The organism is Halalkalibacter krulwichiae (assembly GCF_002109385.1).
In the GTDB taxonomy this organism is placed as follows: domain Bacteria; phylum Bacillota; class Bacilli; order Bacillales; family Bacillaceae_D; genus Halalkalibacter; species Halalkalibacter krulwichiae.
On record NZ_CP020814.1, the window covers coordinates 1359662 to 1382500 of the forward strand.

21 protein-coding genes, 1 rRNA gene and 2 pseudogenes (1 of these 24 running past the window's edge) are annotated in these 22839 nt (G+C 38.0%); 16 read left to right on the forward strand and 8 right to left on the reverse strand.

Annotated features, from left to right (window positions below; all coding sequences use genetic code 11):
- The 5 genes from BkAM31D_RS07045 (at window position 1) to BkAM31D_RS07065 (ending at window position 2222) form a co-directional block, all read left to right on the forward strand.
- The gene (locus BkAM31D_RS07045; RefSeq protein WP_066160032.1) at window positions 1-333 is read left to right on the forward strand and encodes a metal-sulfur cluster assembly factor; all 333 of its coding nucleotides are present in this window, start codon (window positions 1-3) and stop codon (window positions 331-333) included.
- Complete coding sequence (locus BkAM31D_RS07050; RefSeq protein ID WP_066160029.1) at window positions 330-572, forward strand: hypothetical protein; 243 nt, start codon at window positions 330-332, stop codon at window positions 570-572. Before BkAM31D_RS07045 ends, BkAM31D_RS07050 begins: the two co-directional genes overlap by 4 nt.
- Window positions 569-1192 (forward strand): Phenylacetic acid catabolic protein, encoded by a 624-nt coding sequence (locus BkAM31D_RS07055; protein WP_066160026.1) that lies wholly within the window; start codon window positions 569-571, stop codon window positions 1190-1192. The genes BkAM31D_RS07050 and BkAM31D_RS07055 overlap by 4 nt, the downstream gene beginning before the upstream one ends.
- A complete protein-coding gene (locus BkAM31D_RS07060) occupies window positions 1185-1385 on the forward strand; it encodes a PaaD-like zinc ribbon domain-containing protein (protein WP_066160023.1) in 201 nt (66 codons plus the stop codon). The genes BkAM31D_RS07055 and BkAM31D_RS07060 overlap by 8 nt, the downstream gene beginning before the upstream one ends.
- A 177-nt stretch (window positions 1386-1562) precedes the next feature.
- On the forward strand, window positions 1563-2222 hold the full coding sequence (locus BkAM31D_RS07065) for a protein kinase family protein (protein WP_066160020.1): 660 nt from the start codon (window positions 1563-1565) through the stop codon (window positions 2220-2222).
- A gap of 253 nt (window positions 2223-2475) precedes the next feature.
- On the opposite strand, the gene BkAM31D_RS07075 is transcribed toward BkAM31D_RS07065, so the two are convergent.
- The 5 genes from BkAM31D_RS07075 to BkAM31D_RS07095 form a co-directional block, all read right to left on the reverse strand.
- A complete protein-coding gene (locus BkAM31D_RS07075) occupies window positions 2476-3261 on the reverse strand; it encodes an ABC transporter permease (RefSeq protein ID WP_066160017.1) in 786 nt (261 codons plus the stop codon).
- Window positions 3262-3264: 3 nt separating this feature from the next.
- Window positions 3265-4056, reverse strand: a complete 792-nt coding sequence (locus BkAM31D_RS07080; protein ID WP_066160014.1) for an ABC transporter permease — start codon at window positions 4054-4056, stop codon at window positions 3265-3267.
- Entirely contained in the window at window positions 4053-5063 is a 1011-nt protein-coding gene (locus BkAM31D_RS07085) for an ABC transporter ATP-binding protein (RefSeq protein WP_235820563.1), read from the reverse strand. The genes BkAM31D_RS07080 and BkAM31D_RS07085 overlap by 4 nt, the downstream gene beginning before the upstream one ends.
- Window positions 5064-5372: 309 nt before the next feature.
- Window positions 5373-5525: an aspartyl-phosphate phosphatase Spo0E family protein gene (locus tag BkAM31D_RS07090; RefSeq protein ID WP_084372496.1), complete on the reverse strand. Its 153-nt coding sequence runs from the start codon at window positions 5523-5525 to the stop codon at window positions 5373-5375.
- Between the two features lie 307 nt (window positions 5526-5832).
- A complete protein-coding gene (locus tag BkAM31D_RS07095; RefSeq protein ID WP_066160009.1) occupies window positions 5833-7056 on the reverse strand; it encodes an NAD(P)/FAD-dependent oxidoreductase in 1224 nt (407 codons plus the stop codon).
- 174 nt (window positions 7057-7230) lie between these two features.
- Between BkAM31D_RS07095 and BkAM31D_RS07100 the strand changes: the two genes are divergently transcribed.
- Window positions 7231-7653, forward strand: a complete 423-nt coding sequence (locus tag BkAM31D_RS07100) for a VOC family protein (protein WP_066160006.1) — start codon at window positions 7231-7233, stop codon at window positions 7651-7653.
- Between the two features lie 68 nt (window positions 7654-7721).
- On the opposite strand, the gene BkAM31D_RS07105 is transcribed toward BkAM31D_RS07100, so the two are convergent.
- On the reverse strand, window positions 7722-8666 hold the full coding sequence (locus BkAM31D_RS07105; RefSeq protein ID WP_066160003.1) for an NAD(P)-dependent oxidoreductase: 945 nt from the start codon (window positions 8664-8666) through the stop codon (window positions 7722-7724).
- 193 nt (window positions 8667-8859) lie between these two features.
- Between BkAM31D_RS07105 and tcuA the strand changes: the two are divergent.
- The 4 genes and pseudogenes from tcuA (at window position 8860) to BkAM31D_RS07125 (ending at window position 13692) form a co-directional block, all read left to right on the forward strand.
- Window positions 8860-10360 (forward strand): annotated as a pseudogene (tcuA, locus tag BkAM31D_RS07110) (FAD-dependent tricarballylate dehydrogenase TcuA).
- 209 nt (window positions 10361-10569) lie between these two features.
- Window positions 10570-11658, forward strand: coding sequence for a Bug family tripartite tricarboxylate transporter substrate binding protein (locus tag BkAM31D_RS07115; RefSeq protein ID WP_066159997.1), 1089 nt, complete (start codon window positions 10570-10572; stop codon window positions 11656-11658).
- A gap of 192 nt (window positions 11659-11850) precedes the next feature.
- Window positions 11851-13265, forward strand: a pseudogene (locus BkAM31D_RS07120) (tripartite tricarboxylate transporter permease).
- Window positions 13240-13692, forward strand: a complete 453-nt coding sequence (locus BkAM31D_RS07125; protein WP_066159990.1) for a tripartite tricarboxylate transporter TctB family protein — start codon at window positions 13240-13242, stop codon at window positions 13690-13692. The pseudogene BkAM31D_RS07120 and the gene BkAM31D_RS07125 overlap by 26 nt, the downstream one beginning before the upstream one ends.
- A gap of 118 nt (window positions 13693-13810) precedes the next feature.
- Here the strand turns inward: BkAM31D_RS07125 and BkAM31D_RS07130 are convergent, their stop codons facing one another.
- Window positions 13811-14686 carry a LysR family transcriptional regulator gene (locus tag BkAM31D_RS07130; protein ID WP_066159987.1) on the reverse strand — a complete coding sequence of 292 codons (876 nt, stop codon included), beginning with the start codon at window positions 14684-14686 and terminating at the stop codon, window positions 13811-13813.
- A 99-nt stretch (window positions 14687-14785) separates the two neighbouring features.
- On the opposite strand from BkAM31D_RS07130, the gene BkAM31D_RS07135 reads away from it, so the two are divergent.
- Both BkAM31D_RS07135 and BkAM31D_RS07140 read left to right on the forward strand, forming a co-directional pair.
- Window positions 14786-15835: an isocitrate/isopropylmalate dehydrogenase family protein gene (locus tag BkAM31D_RS07135; RefSeq protein ID WP_085449752.1), complete on the forward strand. Its 1050-nt coding sequence runs from the start codon at window positions 14786-14788 to the stop codon at window positions 15833-15835.
- A 78-nt stretch (window positions 15836-15913) separates the two neighbouring features.
- A complete protein-coding gene (locus BkAM31D_RS07140) occupies window positions 15914-16969 on the forward strand; it encodes an AbrB family transcriptional regulator (protein ID WP_066159981.1) in 1056 nt (351 codons plus the stop codon).
- A 270-nt stretch (window positions 16970-17239) separates the two neighbouring features.
- On the opposite strand, the gene BkAM31D_RS07145 is transcribed toward BkAM31D_RS07140, so the two are convergent.
- Window positions 17240-18973, reverse strand: a complete 1734-nt coding sequence (locus tag BkAM31D_RS07145; RefSeq protein WP_066159978.1) for an ABC transporter ATP-binding protein — start codon at window positions 18971-18973, stop codon at window positions 17240-17242.
- 275 nt (window positions 18974-19248) lie between these two features.
- Here BkAM31D_RS07145 and BkAM31D_RS07150 point away from each other — a divergent pair, with 275 nt between their 5' ends.
- The 4 genes from BkAM31D_RS07150 to BkAM31D_RS07165 all read left to right on the forward strand — a co-directional run.
- Window positions 19249-20250, forward strand: a complete 1002-nt coding sequence (locus BkAM31D_RS07150) for a glutathione S-transferase family protein (RefSeq protein ID WP_218017050.1) — start codon at window positions 19249-19251, stop codon at window positions 20248-20250.
- Window positions 20225-20725 carry a GNAT family N-acetyltransferase gene (locus BkAM31D_RS07155; RefSeq protein WP_066159972.1) on the forward strand — a complete coding sequence of 167 codons (501 nt, stop codon included), beginning with the start codon at window positions 20225-20227 and terminating at the stop codon, window positions 20723-20725. The genes BkAM31D_RS07150 and BkAM31D_RS07155 overlap by 26 nt, the downstream gene beginning before the upstream one ends.
- A gap of 16 nt (window positions 20726-20741) precedes the next feature.
- Window positions 20742-21122 (forward strand): glyoxalase/bleomycin resistance/extradiol dioxygenase family protein, encoded by a 381-nt coding sequence (locus tag BkAM31D_RS07160; protein WP_066159970.1) that lies wholly within the window; start codon window positions 20742-20744, stop codon window positions 21120-21122.
- Window positions 21123-21605: 483 nt separating this feature from the next.
- A 16S ribosomal RNA gene (locus BkAM31D_RS07165) occupies window positions 21606-22839 on the forward strand (it continues 322 nt past the right edge of the window).

The following is a 22839-nucleotide window of genomic DNA, read 5'->3' on the forward strand; positions in this document are numbered from 1 at the left end:
ATGCAAGAAACAAAGACTAAAAGAGAAGAAAGATTTTGGAAAGCGCTAACAGAGGTTATGGATCCAGAGTTTCCAATCAGCGTCGTTGATATGGGACTGATCTACGAGATAAAAGAACAACCTTGTGAAAAAGTTGATATCAAAATGACGTATACAGCTTCTTCATGTGCGTGTATGGAGTGGATTGAAAGTGACATCAGAGAACGCTTGTTACAGGAAGAAGACGTTAAGGAAGTTAATATTAATGTCGTATGGGTACCTGCTTGGACAGTAGACCGGCTAAGTGATAAAGCGAAAGAACAATTAAAACATTGGGGTGTGAGTTCAAAATGACAAACAATAAAAAGGAATATTTCGTCTTTACTCGGATAAAAAGAGGAGATGAGTTGCTGTTTATTGGATCAGTCGATGCAGATACTGACAATCTAGCAAAAGCTTATGCAAACTATACGTACGATGAAGAAGATTGGTTTGAAATGTATGTTGTCCAAAAAGAACATTTCCTAAAGGTTGCTCTTTCACAAGGTGTAATGAATTATGAATCTCGAGTTAAAGGAGCTGAAGTATTATGAGAAATCAACAAGCATTGGTCAAATTAATTGAGGGGATTGCAGATAATAAATATGTGTTAGGAGATCGTTTAGTAGAAGTTGGATTCAGTGGACCGGATATTGAATCAACTCTCTCGTCCGTTGCAATAGCACAAGGGGAATTGGGGCATGCAAGAATTTTATACAATTGGAGTCTAGACTTAAAAGGACATAAAGGTAGAAAGCCAGACCATAAATGTGAGACAGGTAAATCTTTTCGTGAGGTTCGTGAGATTAACAGTTGGGTGAAATTAATTGCTAGTTTCTATACAGTTAATTTGGCTATTGATATTGTAATGGAGTCACTAGCCGTTGCTGAAAATGAGGAGATTACAGCTTATATTAATAAAGTCTTTCTAGAACATAAGGAACACTGTGTCTATTCTGAAGGCTGGGCTTTAAAATTACTGAACGATCAAGGTGGAGTACCACGAAAGTTTGAGGAAGAACTGAATAAGGTGTTAGTAGAAGCAAAAGAGTGGTTAAAAGAAATTGAGGAGAATGAGGAATTAAGAGCATACTTAGCTTACACTAATTTAACTGAACTTTTTCAAAGAGACGTAGATCAGCTTAAAGACCAAGGGTTAATTGCCAATGTGTAAGAGAAAAGAACGACCTCACTGTTCATTTTGTCAATCGGAAAATGTGAAAGTTATTGCTCCATTTGGGACAGCACAGCTTGTAAGGCAGTTCTACTGTCATGATTGTAAAAGTGTGTTTGAGTATATCCGTTGGAGAAGTGAGAAACAAGATAAACATATTGAAAATGCAAGAGCGATCATGAATGCAAAATAAGAGTAAAGAGGCGTTTCTAAAGGTCAAACGAGACCTTTTGAGACGTCCTCTTTTTTTCGTTTCAGTTATGTTAAAGGGAAAATGGGAAAAAAAAGATCAACGTCGTGACTTTAATTGATGCTAAAATGAGTAAGGGTTTACATTCAAATAGCTTGGATCTAGAAGGGGAAGTCAACCGTGATAAAGATTGAACAATTCAAACAAAGAATTGAAGAAGAGTTACTACCATATATTGTCTTAAGCAGCCTAAACCAAAATGATCCAATTGTTGTAAAGAATAATACGAAAGATTGGCAGTTGGTAGGGTCTGGTAATTATGCTTCCGTTTTTTCTCATCCATCCGAAAAAGAGATCGTTGTGAAAGTTTATGGAAGAGAAGTTGAAGCGATAAAAGATGAAATTAGAGTGTATGAAGCTTTAGGTAATCACCCTGCCTACTCTGAGTTGTACGGTTATGGAGAGAATTATTTAATTTTAAAACGAATAACTGGCATTACTTTATATGATGCTGTTATTAAAGGTGTTGCGATTTCTCCCAAAGTGCTAATGGATATTGAAAAGGCCATTGATTATGCGAAAAAAGTGGGGTTGAATCCATTTGATGTACACGGCAAAAACATTGTCATGCAAAATGAAAAAGGGATTATTGTCGATGTCTCTGATTTTTATAAAAGCGGAGTGTGCAAAAAGTGGGAGGATCTACAGACAGCTTATAAGTGGTTTTACCAACCTTTTTTGTTAAAGAATCACCCTCGGATCCCTGTTTGGATGTTAAATTTAGTACGAAAAGGATATAGGGTCGCTCGAGGGATAGTTCCAATCAATAAGAGAAAATAGTTATCTTGCTAATAAGCGAAGTTTCGTGTTCTGAAAAAAAGGGATAGATAAAACGATGACAACCTTAGAGGAGGAAATATACGTAGACTCTTGGAGGGTCAAAAGGCAAGGGTGAGACCCCACAGTGCGTTAGCACGAGGAGGCTCACCAGCCGCCCGCGGAAAGTGAAGTATATTTCCGGAGCGGATGCTATGCACCGACCGTGATTACAATCGGATTTTTCATTAATAATAACGCTTTTGTCCCGGCAGTTTTAGTTTCCGGCACCGCGGTATTTTTTTACACCAGCATTCCATAATAATACAGATATTGTTAAAAAGACTAACCCCATTACAGGTGTTAAAAACGAATACACATACCATTCTTCTTTTTGTAGAAAATAGGCGGCAGGGTAGACACCTACAAAGGCGAATGGTAGGATCCAAGTTAAAATGTAACGGATCACACGGTGATAAATATCGATTGGATACCGGCCATAATTTCCAATGTTGTACATCATCGGCATGATATCTGTTCGACTATCTGACCAAGAACCTATAGATGCCAGTGAAATAAAAATTCCAGCATAAATAAAGGCACCGCCTATGACCATTGCAAGAAAGAGAAACACATCATACCAAGCGATCGTTAACCCGAGAGTTGTACCTGCGTAATACATAATAACAAGCCCTGTAATCACTCCAAACAGTGACTCTAGCTCCATGCGTTCCATAATAATCTGAAAGAGGCTATGAATTGGTCTTGTTAAAACACGGTCCATTTCTCCTTTAACGATATAGCGCTCATTAAAGTCCCAAATGTTGAAAAACGAGCTAAAGATAGCGTAAGGAACAAGGAAAAAACCATATATAAAAATGATTTCCTCGCGATTCCAGCCGCTTAGGAATGTAGTATGACCAAATACAACGAGAATGAAAATTAAATTTACCGCTTGGAAAAGGAGATCAGATAAAATTTCCACTATTGTATCAACACGATAGGTTAATCTCGTTTTTAAATATTGAGAGGCGTATTGAAAGAAAATAGATACATAGAACAAAGATTAGCCCCCCTGTACGATTAATTGTTTTTTTGCTAACATCCACAACAGTTGAATTGGGATGAGTAAAAGAACAGCCCAAAGTGCTTGTAACATAACTGCGGTATAGATTTCCCTTCCGACAAATCCTTCTGTGAAAATCATGCTAGGAATGTAACTAATGGCCTGAAATGGCAAGTACATCATGACAGATTGAGCCCATAAAGGATAAAAAGAAATTGGCAGAAGTAGGCCTGAAAATAAATCAATAACGACTCGTTTGGCACGAATTAACCCAGCGTTATTAAATAAGAAAAACGTCATAATTCCAGTTAATAGGTTAATTTGTGTATTAACGATAAAACTAAAAACTAATGATAGAAAGAAAAAGAACCAGGTTGTTAAGCTAGCAGAAAGACTAATAGGAAAAATGAGAGCGACAATCACCATTCCAGGCACCGAGAAAAACAATAATCGAAACAAGCCTTCTCCAAGACCTTGCATCGTCTTCATCCCTAAATAGTTATATGGCCGTATCATTTCGATTGCGACTTTTCCATCTTTAATTTCCATGGCGATTTCACGGTCAATATTATTAAAATAAAATGCTCTAGCCATCCATGCTACTGCCACATAAGTCGTCATTTGCAGGACTGATAACCCTTGAATGTTATCTTGCCCACTATAAATCGCAGTCCATAAAAAATAATAAGCACCAATATTAATGCTATATATTAAGATTCCACTATAATAGTTCGTTCGATAAGCAAGCATCATAAGGAAACGAACACGAATCATCTCAATGTAAGAACTCATGTCACTGCCATTCCTTCTTCATAAATCTTACGAATGATTTCCTCAGTTGATACTTCATTAATACGAACATTTTTAATTGGATTTTTTTGGACGACAATACTAATTAATTCAGAGACAATTCGTTCATCACCATTAACATTAGCGAGCCAAGTTGCTGCATCTTTTTGTTCCCATAAGACATTTGATGTTTCAGGAAGATCGGTTACAAACGTTTCTTTCAAAAATTCAAATTGAACTTGTTTTCCTTCAACTGCATTCATTTGAAGTTGGCTTAGTTTCCCGTCATAGACGATTTTTCCTTCATCTAACAAGACGACTCGTTCACAAAGCGCTTCAATATCCGTTAGATCATGTGTAGTAAGTAGTATCGTTGTTTTGTATTGTTCATTAATCTCTTTTAAGAATTTGCGGATTTTCAACTTAACTAACACGTCTAAGCCAATTGTCGGTTCATCCAAAAATAGTAAAGGAGGATTGTGGATTAAGGCAGCGGCTAGCTCGCAACGCATTCGTTGTCCTAATGATAACTTTCGAACTGGTTTATCTAGTAATGGACCGATCTCTAACGTTTCGATTACATGACCCATGTGATTTTCATAGTCTTCATCAGAAACACGATAGACTTTCTTTAATAAGCGAAATGACTCTTGAACAGCGATATCCCACCATAATTGAGAGCGTTGACCGAAGACTACACCGATAGAGCGAACAAATTGCTCTCTTTCTTTATGTGGATTCATGCCGTTGACAACAATTGAGCCTGATGTTGGGGTGAGGATTCCAGTCAGCATTTTAATTGTTGTTGATTTGCCAGCACCATTTTCCCCTATGTAACCAACCATTTCTCCTTGCTTCACTGTTAAAGAAATATTATCAACTGCAGCAAGTACTTTATAATTTCTGGTAAACAAATCACGAAAGGCACCTGTTAACCCAGAGCGACTTGAATACGATTTAAATTCCTTGCGTAAATGATGAACCTCAATTACGTTCTTATTTACGTTCACAGACATTCCTCCTAAGGGTAACTAATCAGCCTTTGATTACGAGGCTTTATTTGTATGAAAACCAAATAATAGTTTAACTCTTAGTTTGAAATCGGGCAAGTGGCTGAGCTTTTCTAAAAAGAAGAGGTTTAACCTTGACCAATTTGTTAAGGGATTAAAAATAGGGTAGATAAAATTAGCTATAAGGTATGAACGGGGAAGTCAACTGATTTTTTTGAAGGTCATAAGATATTATTTTCACAGCGATCGCTTAGCGAATTCCTAAAAAGGTAGTCGTTCTTTCTACGAAGAGAGGAACTTTACGTTTCTTTACTCTTTTAAATCTAAGTAAATGTTAATTAATACATCTAACTCTTCGCTACACCTTAAAACCTCGTTTGATAGAATTCCAAATTTACTAACATATATATGAAGCTGTTTCCGTTTTTGTTCGATCTTCGTAACCAATTCATTTTTCTTCATAGAGTTTTTCTCCTGAATTATCTTCTCTTATTACTATGGTAAACGATCTTTTACACATAAATTTTATTTTAATACATTTCTTACTAGTTTCTCAACATAATTACAAATATTAGAGAAGATATATAGGGAGGTAATTAAGTTAGATAGGTAAGTTCATTTCTTTTGGTACGAAAATACTACAAATATTATATAATGATTGTACGACAATAAGTGTTAATCATAAAAAAGGAAGTTACTAGATTTATATAAAATAGAAAAGGATGATAAAAGGTATCAAACGACTGTTTACCTTTTATCATCCTTGATCTTATTTATTTAGCAAAGGTCGATTTTGCAAATAATAGGGTAGGTTAGCGCTCTTTCCTGAAACGATATCTTCAGCGATGATTTTCGCGAGGATTTGACTATAGACTGTTCCGTTATCCCCAAATCCAAATAGAAAATAGCTATTCGGTCTATCATCATAAATCCCAATAATCGGCAAACCATCTATCGTTCCACCGTAAAAAGCTGCTAAAGAATATTCTGGGGTGATTCTAACATTTGGGAATAATTTATGAAATTCTTCAATTAGCCTTTTCTTTTTATGAACAAGCTTGCTATCACGATCCTCAGGATAGTTCGTGTTGTCATCTAGGCCGCCAATAATAATGCGATTGTCAGCCGTTGTGCGAGTATATACATATGGACGGGCTGTTTCCCAAATTAAAGTTCGATTGTACCAAAATGAAAGATCTGGGACGGGAGCTGTCGTTACTGTATACGTACTGACAAAAGATGCTTGTTTTTCTTTTTTAAAATCAATGCCTTCATAGCCAGCGCAATAAATAACTCGTTTTGCATGAATGGTATGTCCATTTTTTGTTCGTGCTGATACTTTCTTTCGTTTTTCATCAAACATTTGTCCGTTCATTTCTGTTTGTTCAAAGATACGAACATTTTTCTGTGCAGCATACTGCATTAATCCATGTGTGAATTTATAAGGGTTCATTTCTGCATCATTATAAGAATAAATTGCAGCTTTTTTTCTAAAAGAATATTTGTTCTCGATTTCATCTGCATCTAAAAAATTTAATTCAAATTGATGTTTTCTTAATAAGGTATACTCTTGTTTGAGACGTTCTACATCTTCTGGATAACTGGCAAAGTATAAGGAATCTCTTCTTTTAAATTCACAATCTAAATTGACGGTTTGTGCGGCTTCTTCCATTTCATTTATCGCCTCGCGACAAAGCTGTAAATGTTTCGATATGTATGATTCTCCGAACGTATTTACTAAATCGATAAAAAGTTTCTCTCCCGAATATTGAATGAAAGCCGTATTCGTACTAGTACTTCCCTGCCCAATCTTGTTCTTTTCAATGACTACGACATCTAAGTTTTTATCAGTTAAATAGTACGCACATTGAGCACCGGAACTACCGCCGCCTACAATTAACACATCACAAGTAAGGTCTTCATCTAGGACAGGATAAGAGGGGGCATCTGGATAAGTCGTTGACCAATAATAAGTACCGGATTTAACATTCATTTTCGTCACTCCTCACATATCGTTCATCGGTAGTATGAGAAGATAAAAGGAAAATCATGCTTATTATATGAGTAAGTTAAAAATCATGTCGTGTAGTTTTGAAATAATTAGGATATGCTTAATTAGAATAGACAACGATCGACGTTGTTTGAAAAATACATAGGAGTGTTGAGAATGGCAATTGATGTTTATATCAATTTTAACGGCAACTGTCGTGAAGCGGTGGAATTTTATGCTGATGTATTTGGAACAGAAAAGCCACAATTTATGACTTTTAAAGATGCACCGCCTAATCCTGAATATCCCCTTCCAGAGGAAGCGAACGATTTAATTATGCACACAAGACTAATGATTAATGGCAGCACGGTCATGTTTTCAGATGTTTTCCCGGGCTCTCCTTTTATTCAAGGAAACAATATCAGTCTTACTGTTGTTCATGAGGATCAAGCAACGATTCAATCCTATTTTAATAAGCTAAAAGAAGGTGGGAAAGTAGGGATGGAGCTACAAGAAACCTTTTGGAGTAAATGCTACGGGTCTGTACGTGATCAATATGGAGTTGAGTGGCAGTTGAGTCAGGGTACTGGTGCAGAGTAGAAGTTTAGTGTGAGAGTGATAGGAAGATAGGTGTGTATATGTCACCTTTCTTCCTCCATATCCTAGATTTAGTTTTTGTGATTATTGAGCCAGCGCTCTACATTGATTAAGGAAGCATCAGCAAACCGCTGGAGAACATCATATGTTATATAGCCGATATGTGGGGTTAAGACAGTATTTGTACTCTCTTGAAATGGATTGTCTTGTAATGGCTCATTAGAAAACGTATCAATTCCAGCCCCTAGAAGGTGTTTGTTTTCTAGCAGTTTCGCTAATGCTCGTTCATTAACAAGTTCCCCTCTTGAAGTATTAATGAAAAGGGCTCTTTTTTTTATTAATGATAATTTAGCTTCGTTTATAATCCCAACGAATTCCGGTGTTAGTCGTAGATGAATAGAAATAATATCGGAAGTAGATAGCACTTCGTCTAGGCTCAAGATGTTAACGTTAAAGTCTCGCTGTTCATTTCCTTTTGGTCCCCTTGGACGCCATGCAACGACCTCCATACCGATGCTGTTTGCGACCCTCGCTACGCCTTTCCCGATATTTCCGAATCCGATTAGTCCAAGTCGTTTTCCTTTTAGTTCAATACCAGGCAGTTGATCCCATCTTCCACTATTAAGGTTTTCTTGGTGCAGAGGAAATTGTCTTGCGCAAGCAATGATTAGTCCAATCGTCAACTCAATAACAGATTGGGAGGAAACTCCCTCCGTAGTGACGATTTTAATGCCAAGATTGGTAGCTGTTTCTTTATCAATATGATTTAAGCCTTTCCCAGTCTGTGAGATTAAAGAGAGCTTCGGAAGAGAAGAGAGAACGAAATGGTTCATATGGGTCCGTTCACGCATTAATACAACAACATCAGCGTCTTTTAAAGCGTTTACAATTTTGTGATCTGTCTGTAAAGGTGTGTTATAAATTTCTACCTCATGCCCTTGATTTTTTATTTGATCATAATGGCTAGATTGAGCATAAACGTTTTCATAGTCTCCTAAAATCGTAATTTTACTCATTTCATAACCTCCGTAGTTGTGATAGTTAACATAGTACATTAAAAACGGTTCTGTTTAATTTACTTTGTTGATAAAAAAATTTTATGATAAACAATAAATTAATTATATTTCACTAATAAAGGTTCCTCAGGTACGCTTTTAACTAGCAAGGAACTTTCTAAATAAGTCCATTACATTTCTTAGGAGGCGGAATATGACAAAAAAATTTGATTTAGTTGTTGTTGGTGCTGGTAATGCAGCTCTTTGTGCAGCGATTTCTGCAAAGGAGCATGGAATCGATGTATTGGTATTAGAGCGTGGACCGCGTCACAAAAGAGGGGGAATTCGTTTTTTACCGATGGTGCGATTCGCTTTGCTTATAATGGATTAGAGGATATAAGGGCCATCATTCCTAAAATTACGGATGAGGAAGCAGAAAAAATTCATATTCCTAGTTATAGTGAAGTAGATTATCATGGTGATTTAATGAGGGTGACGAATGGGCAGAGTGATCCAGAGTTAGCCAAACAGCTTGTAACGAAATCCTATCAAACAATTAAATGGATGAAAGAGCAAGGGGTTAATTTTGACCTTATTTATGATAATCAATCTTTCTTAAAAGATGGAGTGTATCATTTTTGGGGAGGTCTTCCTGTCAAAACCGAGGATAAAGGTGTTGGCTTAATTAAGCAATTAAATGCACGAGCCGAAGAACTTGGAATAGAGATTTGGTACGAGTCTCGAGCAGTTAAACTGAATACAGAGAATGATAAAATTTCCTCTATTCTCGTCCGACAAGGTGAAACAGAAATTACAGTTAATACGAAAAGTGTTATATTAGCTTGTGGTAGTTTTGAAGGGAATAAAAAAATGCGCAGTGAGTATATTGGGGCTGAATGGGAAGCGGCTATTGTACGCGGAACGGAATTCAATACGGGTGATGGCATTTCTATGGCACTTGAAGTCGGAGCTGTTCGTTATGGGGAATGGAATGGATGCCATTCAATTGGAACGGATGCTAAAGCACCAAAAGTAGGAGATTTCACAAAGCCTGGTGATATCTTCAAGAAGCATTCGTATCCTCTTGGAATTATGATTAATAAAGATGGTAATCGATTTGTCGATGAAGGGGCAGATTTTAGAAACTATACCTATGCGAAATATGGACGTGAAATCTTAAAGCAGCCTGATCATATTGCCTACCAAATCTATGATTCACAAGTTCGTCCAATGCTTAGAAAAGAGTACAATCTTGAAGAAGCAACATTCTATCAAGCTGATACAATAGAAGAACTTGTTGAGCAATTACCTGTAAACAAAGGGCAGTTCTTAAATACTATAAGTGAATATAACGATGCCGTTCAGGTGGGTGAATACAACCCTACTGAAAAGGATGGAAAAGGTACTAATGGAATTACACCTCCTAAATCCAACTGGGCTCTAGAAATTAAAGAAGGTCCTTTCTATGCTTTCCCTGTTACGTGCGGGATTACGTTCGCATTTGGAGGATTGCGAGTCAATTCTAACGGAGAAGTATTAAATACAAATGAGCAGCCTATATCTGGCCTGTTTGCAGCTGGAGAAATGGTGGGGGAATTTTCTACCAAAACTATCCAGGTGGTTCAGGATTGATGTCGGGAGCAGTGTTTGGCAAAATTGCAGGATCTCAAGCTGCTAAGTATGCTGCAAATGAAAAGGAAAACCTTGTAAAATAAAATCGAATATAAGCAAAAAACCTCTTTTTATCTAAAAAGAGGTTTTTTGTCTTGCAATTGATCTCAATGCTGAAATTATAAATTTTTTTTATTAGATTCAATAAGTTAATTGTATTTCACTTATTAAATTCGTTCCTGTAACATTCTATTTAGTAAAGAATAGTTAATCAACATTAGCACAGTGCAAATCATTAATAGGGGGAGAAAAAATGATATTTAAAAGAAAACAATTTTTCTTAGTAATTTTGTTAGCGGTTACATTTGTATTATCAGCTTGTACATCAAATGAGTCTGGAGGTAGAGATAGTGATGTTTTCTATCAGGGACAGAATATTGAAATGTTAGTGCCGTTTGGTGCTGGCGGAGGGACGGATGTATTCGCGAGATTTTTAGCACCCTATATAAGCGAACATATTGAAGGGAATCCAACTGTGCAACCTCTAAATGTCCCGGGCGGTGGAAGTATAACAGGTACGAATGAATTTTACAGATCAAAAGAAGCTAATGGGTTTAACATCCTAGCTACAAGTGGATCGACACACACGCCTTATTTATTAAAAGAAAGTGCCGTTCAATACGACTTAGCAAAATTAACACCAATAATAGGATTTGCTTCTGGAGGGGTCGTTTATACAACTCCAGAACTGAAAGAGAATTTACAGAATGAACAACTTGTTTATGCGGGAATTAGTGCAACGGGCCTTGACTTATTATCACTTTTGGCTTTTGAAGTACTAGAGTTAGACGTTCAGTCTGTATTGGGGTATGAGGGGCGTGGCCCTTCTCGAGTAGCGTTTGAGCAAGGAGAATCAACGATCGATTACCAAACTTCTTCTGCATACCTTACAAATGTTGAACCATTGGTAGATGAAGGGATGGCAGCACCATTATTTTCTTTTGGCCAACTAAGTAATGGGGAGATTGTTCGTGATCCAGTATTCCCTGAACTACCGAGTATTAAAGAATATTATGAAGAATTATATGGGAAAGAGCCGTCAGGTCCTGCTTGGGAATCATATAAAACATTCGTTGGATCTGCTTTTACTCTTCAGAAGATGATTTTTACACATGAGGATGCACCTCAAGAAGCGATTGATGCACTAGTTACGGGTTTTACAAACCTAATGGATGATGAATCATTTTTCATAGATGGTGAGGAAGTATTGGGTGGATATGAACCATACCTTGGTGAGGAATTAGATAGCGTCTTTGAAGATAGTTTTGTAAATGTTTCAGAAGAAAATATTGATTGGGTTATCAATTTCCTTAAAGAAAATTATGGTGTGACGATTGAGTAAGCGTTAATTTTTAAAGGTTCTGATCTCTATCAGAAATGGTTAAAAGGGATTAGAGCCTCTTCTTTTAAGGATAATGAGAAGGGAGGCGATGGAGTGTTAGAAGCGGCACATGAAGCATTACTCATGATATTAGATCCAAATAGGTTAGTGTTTATGTTTTTAGGGATTGCTATCGGGTTAACTCTAGGAATTATGCCTGGGTTGAGTGGAACGGTTGGGATGGCGATTTTACTACCGTTTGTTTACGGTATGGATCCCTTTACAGGAATGGCTTTATTGATAGGAATGGCGGCTGTCTTGCATACTGGTGATACGTTTCCATCGGTCCTTTTAGGAGTGCCGGGTTCATCAGGATCACAGGCAACGATAATGGATGGGCATCCGATGGCTCAAAAGGGTGAATCGTCAAAAGCACTAGGTGCGGCATTCTTCGCATCTATGATTGGTGGAGTAATTGGAGGCGTTGCTCTTTTCTTATCCATTCCAATCGTCCGGCCACTCGTTTTGGCATTTGGTTCCCCTGAATTATTTATGCTCTCACTACTTGGTCTGAGTATGGTAGGTGTATTGGCAGGAAAGTTTCCAATTCGAGGTGTCATTGCCGGGATTATTGGTTTAATGCTAGGAAGCATAGGGAGTGCACCTTCTACTCCGGAATATAGATATACCTTCGATAGTTTGTACTTAAGTAGTGGGATTCCGCTAGCTGTATTTGCTCTCGCGCTGTTTGCCTTTCCGGTAATTATTGATCTTCTTGCCGAAGATCGAAGTATTTCAAAAAAGCCCGAGATTAAAGGCCGTTGGTTTAGTGGAATGGTAGAAACGATAAAGCACAAATGGCTTGTTTTTAGAAGTGCGGTTTTAGGAGCTATTTTAGGATTTATACCGGGTATCGGCGGTAGTGTAGTAGATTGGGTCTCATATGGAATAGCTAAACAAACGGTGAAAAATAATGAGAGTTTTGGCAAAGGTGATATTCGAGGAGTTATTGCTCCTGAAAGTTCAAATAATGCAAAAGAGGGTGGAGCTTTAATTCCGACATTGATGTTTGGGATTCCTGGAAGTGGAACAACAGCTATTCTTCTAGGGGATTAACATTAATGGGATTGCAGGCCGGACCGAGATTAGTGACTACTGAATTATCATTGACTTTATCTATAGTTTGGACATTGATTATCGCAAATGTCATAGGGGCGGCACTTTGTATTCTCTTGATCAAACCAATATCAAAGCTGAGTTTTATACAAGCGAATAAATTGATGCCATTTTTACTTATTATCATTTTACTAGGAGCCTATCAGAGTACAACAAACTGGGGCGATTTAATCTTATTTGTTGTAATTGGGCTATTGGGCTGGATTATGAGCCGTTTAGATTGGCCAAGAGCTCCTATGTTAATTGGTTTCGTCTTGGCTGCTTCAACAGAGAGGTATTTATGGATTTCGATGACGAGATATGACCTTGACTGGATTACAAGACCTGGTGTTATCATCATCGGATTAATTATTCTTTTTGTATTAGTGGGTGGAATTATTATGAATTCTAGAGAGAGAAATAAAAAAGAGGAGGTAGAATTAGGAGATGGGACTAACACGTTCAAAAATTAATGTTATCTTCTTAGGCTTTATGCTCGTTGTTTTTATCTGGGCTTTTATTGAAGCTCGACAATTTGCTGAAGCGGCAAGGTTCTTTCCTTTATATATTTCAGCGGTTGGAATTATCTTGCTCTCTCTAGAATTAGCTATTACGTTTATCAGATTAAAGAAACAAGCAACCCCTGATGGTACATTGTTTCATCCAAACTTAAAATTAGCATTGAAATATATGGGGTGGGTAGGTGCTTTTCTACTCTGCATTTATATAATTGGTTTTAAAGTAGCCTCGGCATTGTTTTTACTGACGTTCTTAAAAATAGAGTCAAACTTCACTTGGTTCAGAACAGTACTTTCAGTGGCGTTGGTGGTGCTATTTCTAATTGTATTTGGTGATTGGTATTTGAATTTAAATTGGCCCAAAAATCTATTGAATTTTTAAAATGAGGAGAGAACGAAACAATAGCAGTTGGTACACAGCAGGTAGCGGCCATTAGGTGGATTACTTATAGGGTTGACTCAAAAGAGAATCTTTTTAGTCAACCTCTCCATGGGCAAGTCTATTTATTAGAATGTATTTGAGAATAATTAATTAAGGAATTAATAAACTCTTTTACTATCGGAAATTCAACTTCTGTCTCTTTGTATAAAAGCCATGTATTCCTTTGAAGTAGTTGACCCTTATTATCATTTAGTTCTATCTTTTCTAAATCTGGAATTGTTGATAGGCCTAAGCTTGGAACGATTGCATAACCTAGCCCTTTTGCAACTAACTTCTTACAAGTTTCAATATTATCAATCTCCATCGTAATTGTCGGAGGTTGTGAGAACTGTTGATGCCACCAGTTGTCAATAATCTGCTGGAGTTTAGGGTCGGTATTAAATGTAATTCTTGGTAATGACGGCAACTGCATCAAATCGATCGGTTTACTTGAAATGACACAGATTGTTTCTGTATTTAATAGAATCGAATTATGATGCCATGGGTTATCACCTCGAACAATACCAATGTGTATATTGTCTTGTTCTAAATGCTTTAAAATTTTATGACTCCAGCCTGTGAAGACACTGAATTGAACATTGTGATATTGCTCTAAAAAATTCTTTAAGATGTCAGGAAGGAGATATCTAGCAAAGTTACTTGAAACACCAATACGAATGATGCCTTCTAGATTTTCATTCATATTTAACAAATGATCCTTCGTTTTCTGTAGTTTATAAAGCATCTCATCAGCATACTTTACGAGATATTCACCTTCAGAAGTAAATTTAATCCCTTTTTTATTACGCCACAATATTTTAACACCGACCTCTTCTTCAAGATGATTCAGTCGGTAGGTAAGAGCAGGTTGTGAGATAAACAGTTTCTCAGCAGCTTTTGTGATGTTTTTTTCTTCATATATTGTTTTTAAAATTAACCAATCTTTTTCATCCATACAAGCTACCCCCTTTTAGGAAAGTATACTATATTCTATTTATCAAAAAGTGGTAATCTGAAAATTATTGAATTTATTAGAAAGTTAGGAGAGATATATATGAGAACCTATCAAATTGGAGTAATGGAAGGCGATGGAATTGGTCCTGAGATTGTAGGGGAAACGGTTAAAGTCTTAAAGGCAGTCCAGCAAAGTGTGGATGGTCTGGAGATAGAGTTTAAATATTATCCAGTTGGTCTGTCATCTTTTCAATCAAATGGTGCCACATTACCAGAAGAAACGGTAGAAGGGTTAAAAGAGTGTGATGCTGGTTTGTTAGGACCTTTAACGACTCACATTTATGATACAGGAAATCCTAACATGATCAATCCTAGCGGGGCGTTGAGAAAAGGATTTGATCTCTATGCGAATATTAGACCTACGAAAACATATGAGGGTGTTAAAACAAAGTTTAGTGATGTGGATTTAGTTGTTGTAAGAGAAAATACAGAAGGAATGTACGCAGATCGCAACATGCACTTTAACACTGGAGAGTTTATGCCAGATCCTGATACGGTATTATCCTTTCGTGTTGTAACTCGAAAGGGGAGTGAACGCCTTGCTCGAGTTGGATTTGAGTTAGCTCAAGGTCGAAAGAAAAAGGTTACCATTGTTCATAAAATGAATGTTCTTAGAAAGGGTTGCGGTCTCTTTTATGATAGTAGTCTTAAAGTAGGGAAAAAATATAGTGATACCGTAATCGATGATTATCATATCGATGCATTTGCGATGCATCTGATTCAACGTCCAGAAGACTTTGATGTGGTTGTCACAACGAATATGTTTGGAGATATTTTGTCAGATCAGGCGGCAGGTTTAGTAGGTGGTCTTGGATTAGCCCCTGGATTAAATTTAGGAGACTCGTTCTTGATCGCGCAAGCTACTCATGGATCCGCACCTGATATAGCAGGTAGAAACATAGCTAACCCTGTTGCAGAAATTCTCTCAGCAAAAATGATGCTAGAATGGCTTGGCTATAGAAACGGTCATCAAAGTGCTGTTCATGCAGCTAGTTTAATAGAGAGAGCTGTTGAAGAAGCGTTTAAACAAAAGATGATGACAACAGATCTTGGGGGGATTTGTCAACGACAGAATTTGGTGATAAGCTAGTTCATTTCATTCAAGATAGTGTTATTTACGAGAACTAACGATTATAGTATCTTTTAAAAATTAAAGAAGGCGATTATTGTGATCAAGAAACTTGTCTATTTAATGATAGCCGTTTCAGTAGGTGGGTTATTCTCGTGGCTTCAGATACCTGCTGGATGGCTTCTTGGTTCAATTTTAACTGGAATTATAAGTGCGTTCTTTGTTGTGAAAATCCATCTTCCAAATAATCTCTTTAAATTATCGTTAGCGATGATAGGTGGAACGATAGGGCTAATGCTCCGACCTGAACAATTTTTGGATTATCATTCGTTATTAGCACCTTTTTTATTTACTTTATTTCTTACATTAGTTGGCGGAGTTGGATTAGGTTTGTTTTTAAAGAGATATTCAAACCTAAATAGTAATACGGCGTTTTTTTGTTGTCTTCCAGGCGGGGCTTCAGAAGTGATCGGGTTAAGCCTACAATATGGCGCTAATCAGCAAATTGTTGCTGCTTTTCACACAACAAGAATTACCTTGTTTGTCCTTGTTATTCCTTTAGTCGTAGGATTACAGGCACCAACCTTTTCTCAAGGTCTTCAAAAAAGTGGTCTTGCATTAAACCATTATGCACTTGCTCTTTTCTTGCTTTTCGTTGTTATGGTATTAACAATTATTTTAAGTAAAAAGATAACTTTCCCAGGTTCATCTCTTTTTTTTGCCATTGGTTTAGGTTTCATTGCGCACCTGCTATTTCCAGCCGTTGAGATGCCTGGCTTTATTGCAGGTTTCGCTCAAGGGATTATGGGAGCTATTATCGGAATGCGTTTTGATAAGGATACCTTTAAACAAATTAGAGCCATAGGGTTAATCAGTGGAATTACGTTATTGATCTATTTTCTAATGAGTTTAGCATTGGCAACCGTATTTTATCTTCTAACACCGATAGGTTGGTTTACTAGTTTGTTAAGTATAGTCCCTGCTGGAGCAGCGGAAATGGCTTCGACAGCTACAGCCTTAAATATTGAACCTGCGATGGTAGCGACTTTGCAGATGGCAAGGGTATTAGCTTTATTTATTGCATTACCGTTCTTAATCAAGTTGTTTGCTGATAAAACGGATGAAAAGGTTGGGGCATATGGTAAGGAACAGTAAAAATTGGTTTAGCTAGGAAATCTTTGTTTTAATGAATTAACAAGTATTGATAGTAGAACTATATTAGTTGATTTTCAGGCAGGCTAGGAAGGGAACAGACTCTTGAGGATAATTTTGAAGTATTAAGGATATGTTTGTTGGCAAAGTGCCATGGTTATTGCCGAAGAGTTTCATGAAATAGATAGTGAAGCTTAAGCTCTGAAATTAATTAGATAGATTAAGGGTATGTCTCAAGAGATATCTTTTTGGTCTTTTGAGACACACCCATTACTATGTTAGCTGCTGTTCGGCAAATTCGCGGTACAGCAGATGGGATGAAACAAGCTCGTGGTGTGTACCTATTCCTGTAATTTGTCCTTTTTCAATGAAGATAATTTTATCTGCATGTACAATCGTAGACAAACGATGGGCGATTACAAATGTTGTTCTTCCTTCCATTAATCTTGTTAGAGCTTGTTGGACGATTGCTTCAGATTGACTGTCAAGGCTCGCTGTAGCTTCATCCATCATTAGTATTTTAGGATTTCTTAAGAAAGCGCGGGCAATAGCGATACGCTGCCTTTGTCCGCCTGATAATTTCACTCCACGTTCCCCTACTTCTGTATGAAGCCCTTCTGGAAACTCACTTATAAATTGATCGGCATAAGCCATCTTTGCTACATCCCATAGCATTTCATCTGTTATATTGTCTATGTTTTCCAAACCATAGCAAAGGTTTTCGCGAATGGTTCCCGCCATCATCGGGCTATCTTGAGAGACATAACCAATTTGGCTTCGCCAAGTATGCATTGATAATTTTGAGATAGGAATGTCACCAATACGTATTTCTCCTGATGTCGGCTCATAAAATCGTTCAAGTAAGCCAAACATCGTCGTTTTCCCACCACCACTTGGTCCGGCAAAAGCAACCATCTGGCCTGGAGTTACTTCAAATGATATTTCTTTTAATACGTCTTCCTCGGTGTTATAACCAAACGACACATTTTCTACAGTTATTGGTTGATTTGTAATATCAATATCTATACCTTGCTGACCTTCCTCTACGTCTAAGTCAAGAATTGCAATGATCCGTTCGGTAGCTCCTTTTGCTTTCTGAAGTTGGGTGAAGAACATTGCGAATGAAGTAATAGGAAAAATGATTTGGAATAAATAAAGTAAAAAAGCGACAAGTGAGCCTGTTGTCATCGAACCGTCAGCGACCCGAATGCCACCGTAGCCAATAATAATCACAATGACAACCATAATTACGAGATAGATAAGTGGGCCGATCACGGCAAAGATTCGGGCCTCCTTTAATCCGTATGTTAAAAGTTTATCAATTCCGTTCGTTCCTTTCGTTTCTTCTAATTGTTCAGCATTAGAGGCTTTCATTAAACGAATCTCACTAAGTGTTTGCTGAATACTTCCTGTGAAAGCTGCTGTTTCATCTTGTAATCCGCGTGAGATTTTTGCCATTTTGCGACCGAGTGGGAACATGATAAGCATTGTAACAGGAACTGATATTAACATTAACAATGTCATTTTCCAATCCATTATGAATAGAATGATCACTGCACCTATTATCGTTATGATTCCTGTAATAAATTGTGGGAAATGTTGTGAGATTAAATCTTTAACGATTCCTGTATCGTTGACAACACGGCTAACGGATTCCCCGCTTTTTTTCTTATCATAGTAATTCACGGGAAGCCGCAGTAGCTTAGACCACATTTTCTCACGTAACCTAGCGACAATTGATTGTCCAACATATGCAAGTAAATAGGTAGAAACGCCATCAATTAATGCTTGGGCAATAAAAACAAGAGCGATTAATCCAATAAGAACTATGCTTATCGAATCTACGGAAAAGCCATCAACCATTTCTCGTGTTAACAGTGGTATGGTTAAACCGACAAGTGTGGTAACGAGACTCCCTGCTAAGCCGAATGTAAGAGCAAGCTTAGGGATTTTTGTTGATAAAATGAGAGTGAAAAAAGGTTTTAAGCTATTTTTTTTTGTGTCCATAATGCAACCCCTTTTTATTTATCATTTAAATTAGAAAGATAGATTTTAAAAATTTTAATAGTAGACCGATCATGAAAGAATTATCAACAATGAGCAATCGCTTCTTTATGTGAGTTAAGTAATAGAATCAATTTCACATTATAAGAACGAGTTATGGAAGTGTTTTATTATCATGTTTTGGGAATTTACTATATAATCTGAATAGAAAAATGATTTATAAGAGAGGTGTGGGTGTGAAGGAGCATAGCGAACGTTCAACGATTAGAAAAGGTGAAATGACAAAGGAATTCTCTGAAAAAGGAGCGTTCATTCGACAGAGCAATCGTTTTACAACTCCGTTTGGGAATCAGAGGGGAGAATTACCGGTAGAAAAAGGAAGATACCGCTTGCTTTGGTCACCAGCGTGTCCTTGGGCTCATCGTTCCGTTATTGTACGTCAACTACTTGGACTCGAAAAGGTCATTAGTTTAGGGACAGCTAGCCCGCTTCGTCCTGACTTGCCACATGTTGATTGGGAATTTTCGCTTGATCCTAATGGTATTGACCCTGTATTAGGGATTAAGTACATAAGTGAAGTGTACCGTAATGCAGATCCTCACTATGAAGGAAGGCCAACGGTCCCTGTTATCGTTGATCTTAAGAGCAAGAAAGCGGTCAATAATGATTATTTTACATTAACCAACTACTTAGAAACGGTCTGGGCACCATTTCATAGAGCCGATGCGCCAGATCTTTACCCTGAGGATTTGCAAAACAATATTGATCAGTTAAATGAAGTTATTTTTCACGAGGTTAACAATGGAGTGTACAAATGTGGTTTCGCTCGTTCTCAAGAAATGTATGAACAAGCGTATGATCAATTATTTACTAGACTGGATCAATTAGAAGCTCGACTTTCAAATCAACGATTTTTGTTTGGGGACTTTATCACTGATACAGATATTCGCCTATATGCTACTTTGATTCGTTTTGATGTTGCCTACTACAATCGATTTCACACTAATCGAAATCTCATCCGCGAGTTTCACCATTTATGGGGGTATTTATGTGATTTATATCAAACTCCTGGATTTGGAGATACAACTGATTTTGATGCGATTAAACAACACTATCATACATCCATTACAATCTTTCACAACAATGGTGCCACGAAGATTTTGCCTAAAGGTCCAGACTTGCATGTATATAATGAGAAACATGATCGGGAAAGTTTTAGTAAGCTACAAGATAAATTTCTTAGGAGGAATCATGATGAAAATAAGGGACGCAAAAGCTAATGAGTTAGACTATATTCGTAACCAACGATTGGCTGCTTACAGTGAGCATGCGCAAGTCATTTCTGATGATCATTGGCAAGCGCTAAAGAAAGCAGTTTCTTCAAAGGCAGATACGCAAGATGGAGTAGAATTAATCGTTGCTGAAATAGAAGGACAAATTGTTGGGAGTGTCGCTTTATTCCCTCCAAAAGCAGATGCATATGAAGGATTAGTAGAGGAGGTTGACTACTCTGAAATACGTCTCCTAGCCGTATCTCCTGAAGCTAGAGGGAAAGGAGTAGCTTTAGCATTAGTTACCGAATGTATTGAACGAACAAAAATCAAAGGCTATAGTGCAATTGGTTTGCATACGGCTGACTTTATGGAAAGTGCCCTCAAGCTATACAATCGCCTTGGATTTAAACGGTTGCCTCAGTATGATTTTGAGCCTGCGAATGATGGAGTCATTGTTAAAGCATTTAGGTTGGCTATTTAAGGAGGAATAAAGGTTTATGAAATGTACCCATATCCGACTAATAGTAGATAATTATAAAGAATGCTTTTTGTTTTATCGAGATGTTTTAGGTTTTGCTGTGACTTGGGGAAATGAATCTTCTTTATATGGTCAGTTTGAAATTGGAGATATTCAGTTAGGGGTATTTGAAAGAAAGCAAATGGAAGAAGCGGTAGGTACTGAGTTTTCAAGAGAAGTTCAACAAATGAATCGAGCTGCATTGATTTTTAAGGTAGATAGTGTGGAGGATACATATAATCAGTTAAATGGAAAAGTTGAATTCGTTACTCAACCTAAAGAACAAGTAGGGTGGGGGCTTAAAGTAGCCCATTTTAGAGACCCTGATGGATCGTTAATTGAGATCTATGAAAATTTGTAATGCTAAGGTTATGTAAAGAGATTGATTAGGAGGGAAGCCTTTATTTAGTTGTGATAAAGGCTTTTTGTTTAATTATATGAATTTATTGACTTGAAGAAAGTAGGTATGTGTATTTTTATTTGTTGTTAATTGATTAAATATGTTGTAAGTTAGATGGGAATATGATAGATTAATAAATCTAGCGACAAAAAAACAAAATAACAGTTGCGCGGAATTTTTCATTGTGATATATTATTACTTGTCGCTGATAACGACGAGCTTTAAACTAAAACTGCGCGGTTAAAAAGATTTCAAAAAATGTTGCGTAGAACAATATGTTATGTTAAGATAGTGAATGTCGCAACTGATGAGCGACAAACGAGTTCTTTGAAAACTGAACAAAAGCCAAGCGAAAAAGAGATACATGATATCTCGTCAAAGAAATTTACCCGATAGGGCAAATTTCACCTTGAATTTTTAAATTGAGCTAATCAGCTTGCCATTTTTATGGAGAGTTTGATCCTGGCTCAGGACGAACGCTGGCGGCGTGCCTAATACATGCAAGTCGAGCGGACTGAATTAAGAGCTTGCTCTTAATTTAGTTAGCGGCGGACGGGTGAGTAACACGTGGGCAACCTGCCCTGTAGACTGGGATAACATCGAGAAATCGGTGCTAATACCAGATAACATCTGAGACCTCATGGTCTTAGACTAAAAGATGGCTCCGGCTATCACTACAGGATGGGCCCGCGGCGCATTAGCTAGTTGGTAAGGTAACGGCTTACCAAGGCGACGATGCGTAGCCGACCTGAGAGGGTGATCGGCCACACTGGGACTGAGACACGGCCCAGACTCCTACGGGAGGCAGCAGTAGGGAATCTTCCGCAATGGACGAAAGTCTGACGGAGCAACGCCGCGTGAGTGATGAAGGATTTCGGTTCGTAAAGCTCTGTTGTTAGGGAAGAACAAGTATCGTTCGAATAGGGCGGTACCTTGACGGTACCTAACCAGAAAGCCACGGCTAACTACGTGCCAGCAGCCGCGGTAATACGTAGGTGGCAAGCGTTGTCCGGAATTATTGGGCGTAAAGCGCGCGCAGGCGGTCTTTTAAGTCTGATGTGAAAGCCCACGGCTCAACCGTGGAGGGTCATTGGAAACTGGGAGACTTGAGTACAGAAGAGGAGAGTGGAATTCCACGTGTAGCGGTGAAATGCGTAGATATGTGGAGGAACACCAGTGGCGAAGGCGACTCTCTGGTCTGTAACTGACGCTGAGGCGCGAAAGCGTGGGGAGCAAACAGGATTAGATACCCTGGTAGTCCACGCCGTAAACGATGAGTGCTAGGTGTTAGGGGTTTCGATGCCCTTAGTGCCGAAGTTAACACATTAAGCACTCCGCCTGGGGAGTACGACCGCAAGGTTGAAACTCAAAGGAATTGACGGGGGCCCGCACAAGCAGTGGAGCATGTGGTTTAATTCGAAGCAACGCGAAGAACCTTACCAGGTCTTGACATCCTTTGATCACCCTAGAGATAGGGCTTTCCCCTTCGGGGACAAAGTGACAGGTGGTGCATGGTTGTCGTCAGCTCGTGTCGTGAGATGTTGGGTTAAGTCCCGCAACGAGCGCAACCCTTGATCTTAGTTGCCAGCATTAAGTTGGGCACTCTAAGGTGACTGCCGGTGACAAACCGGAGGAAGGTGGGGATGACGTCAAATCATCATGCCCCTTATGACCTGGG

Coding starts and splice junctions, on each gene's coding strand:
- BkAM31D_RS07145 (WP_066159978.1), bottom strand. CDS start 18,973: ATGGACACAAAAAAAAATAGCTTAAAACCTTTTTTCACTCTCATTTTA.
- BkAM31D_RS07160 (WP_066159970.1), top strand. CDS start 20,742: ATGAAATGTACCCATATCCGACTAATAGTAGATAATTATAAAGAATGC.
- BkAM31D_RS07135 (WP_085449752.1), top strand. CDS start 14,786: ATGAGAACCTATCAAATTGGAGTAATGGAAGGCGATGGAATTGGTCCT.
- BkAM31D_RS07060 (WP_066160023.1), top strand. CDS start 1,185: ATGTGTAAGAGAAAAGAACGACCTCACTGTTCATTTTGTCAATCGGAA.
- BkAM31D_RS07055 (WP_066160026.1), top strand. CDS start 569: ATGAGAAATCAACAAGCATTGGTCAAATTAATTGAGGGGATTGCAGAT.
- BkAM31D_RS07150 (WP_218017050.1), top strand. CDS start 19,249: ATGACAAAGGAATTCTCTGAAAAAGGAGCGTTCATTCGACAGAGCAAT.
- BkAM31D_RS07090 (WP_084372496.1), bottom strand. CDS start 5,525: ATGAAGAAAAATGAATTGGTTACGAAGATCGAACAAAAACGGAAACAG.
- BkAM31D_RS07130 (WP_066159987.1), bottom strand. CDS start 14,686: ATGGATGAAAAAGATTGGTTAATTTTAAAAACAATATATGAAGAAAAA.
- BkAM31D_RS07100 (WP_066160006.1), top strand. CDS start 7,231: ATGGCAATTGATGTTTATATCAATTTTAACGGCAACTGTCGTGAAGCG.
- BkAM31D_RS07155 (WP_066159972.1), top strand. CDS start 20,225: ATGAAAATAAGGGACGCAAAAGCTAATGAGTTAGACTATATTCGTAAC.
- BkAM31D_RS07125 (WP_066159990.1), top strand. CDS start 13,240: ATGGGACTAACACGTTCAAAAATTAATGTTATCTTCTTAGGCTTTATG.
- BkAM31D_RS07115 (WP_066159997.1), top strand. CDS start 10,570: ATGATATTTAAAAGAAAACAATTTTTCTTAGTAATTTTGTTAGCGGTT.
- BkAM31D_RS07105 (WP_066160003.1), bottom strand. CDS start 8,666: ATGAGTAAAATTACGATTTTAGGAGACTATGAAAACGTTTATGCTCAA.
- BkAM31D_RS07080 (WP_066160014.1), bottom strand. CDS start 4,056: ATGAGTTCTTACATTGAGATGATTCGTGTTCGTTTCCTTATGATGCTT.
- BkAM31D_RS07050 (WP_066160029.1), top strand. CDS start 330: ATGACAAACAATAAAAAGGAATATTTCGTCTTTACTCGGATAAAAAGA.
- BkAM31D_RS07045 (WP_066160032.1), top strand. CDS start 1: ATGCAAGAAACAAAGACTAAAAGAGAAGAAAGATTTTGGAAAGCGCTA.
- BkAM31D_RS07095 (WP_066160009.1), bottom strand. CDS start 7,056: ATGAATGTTAAATCCGGTACTTATTATTGGTCAACGACTTATCCAGAT.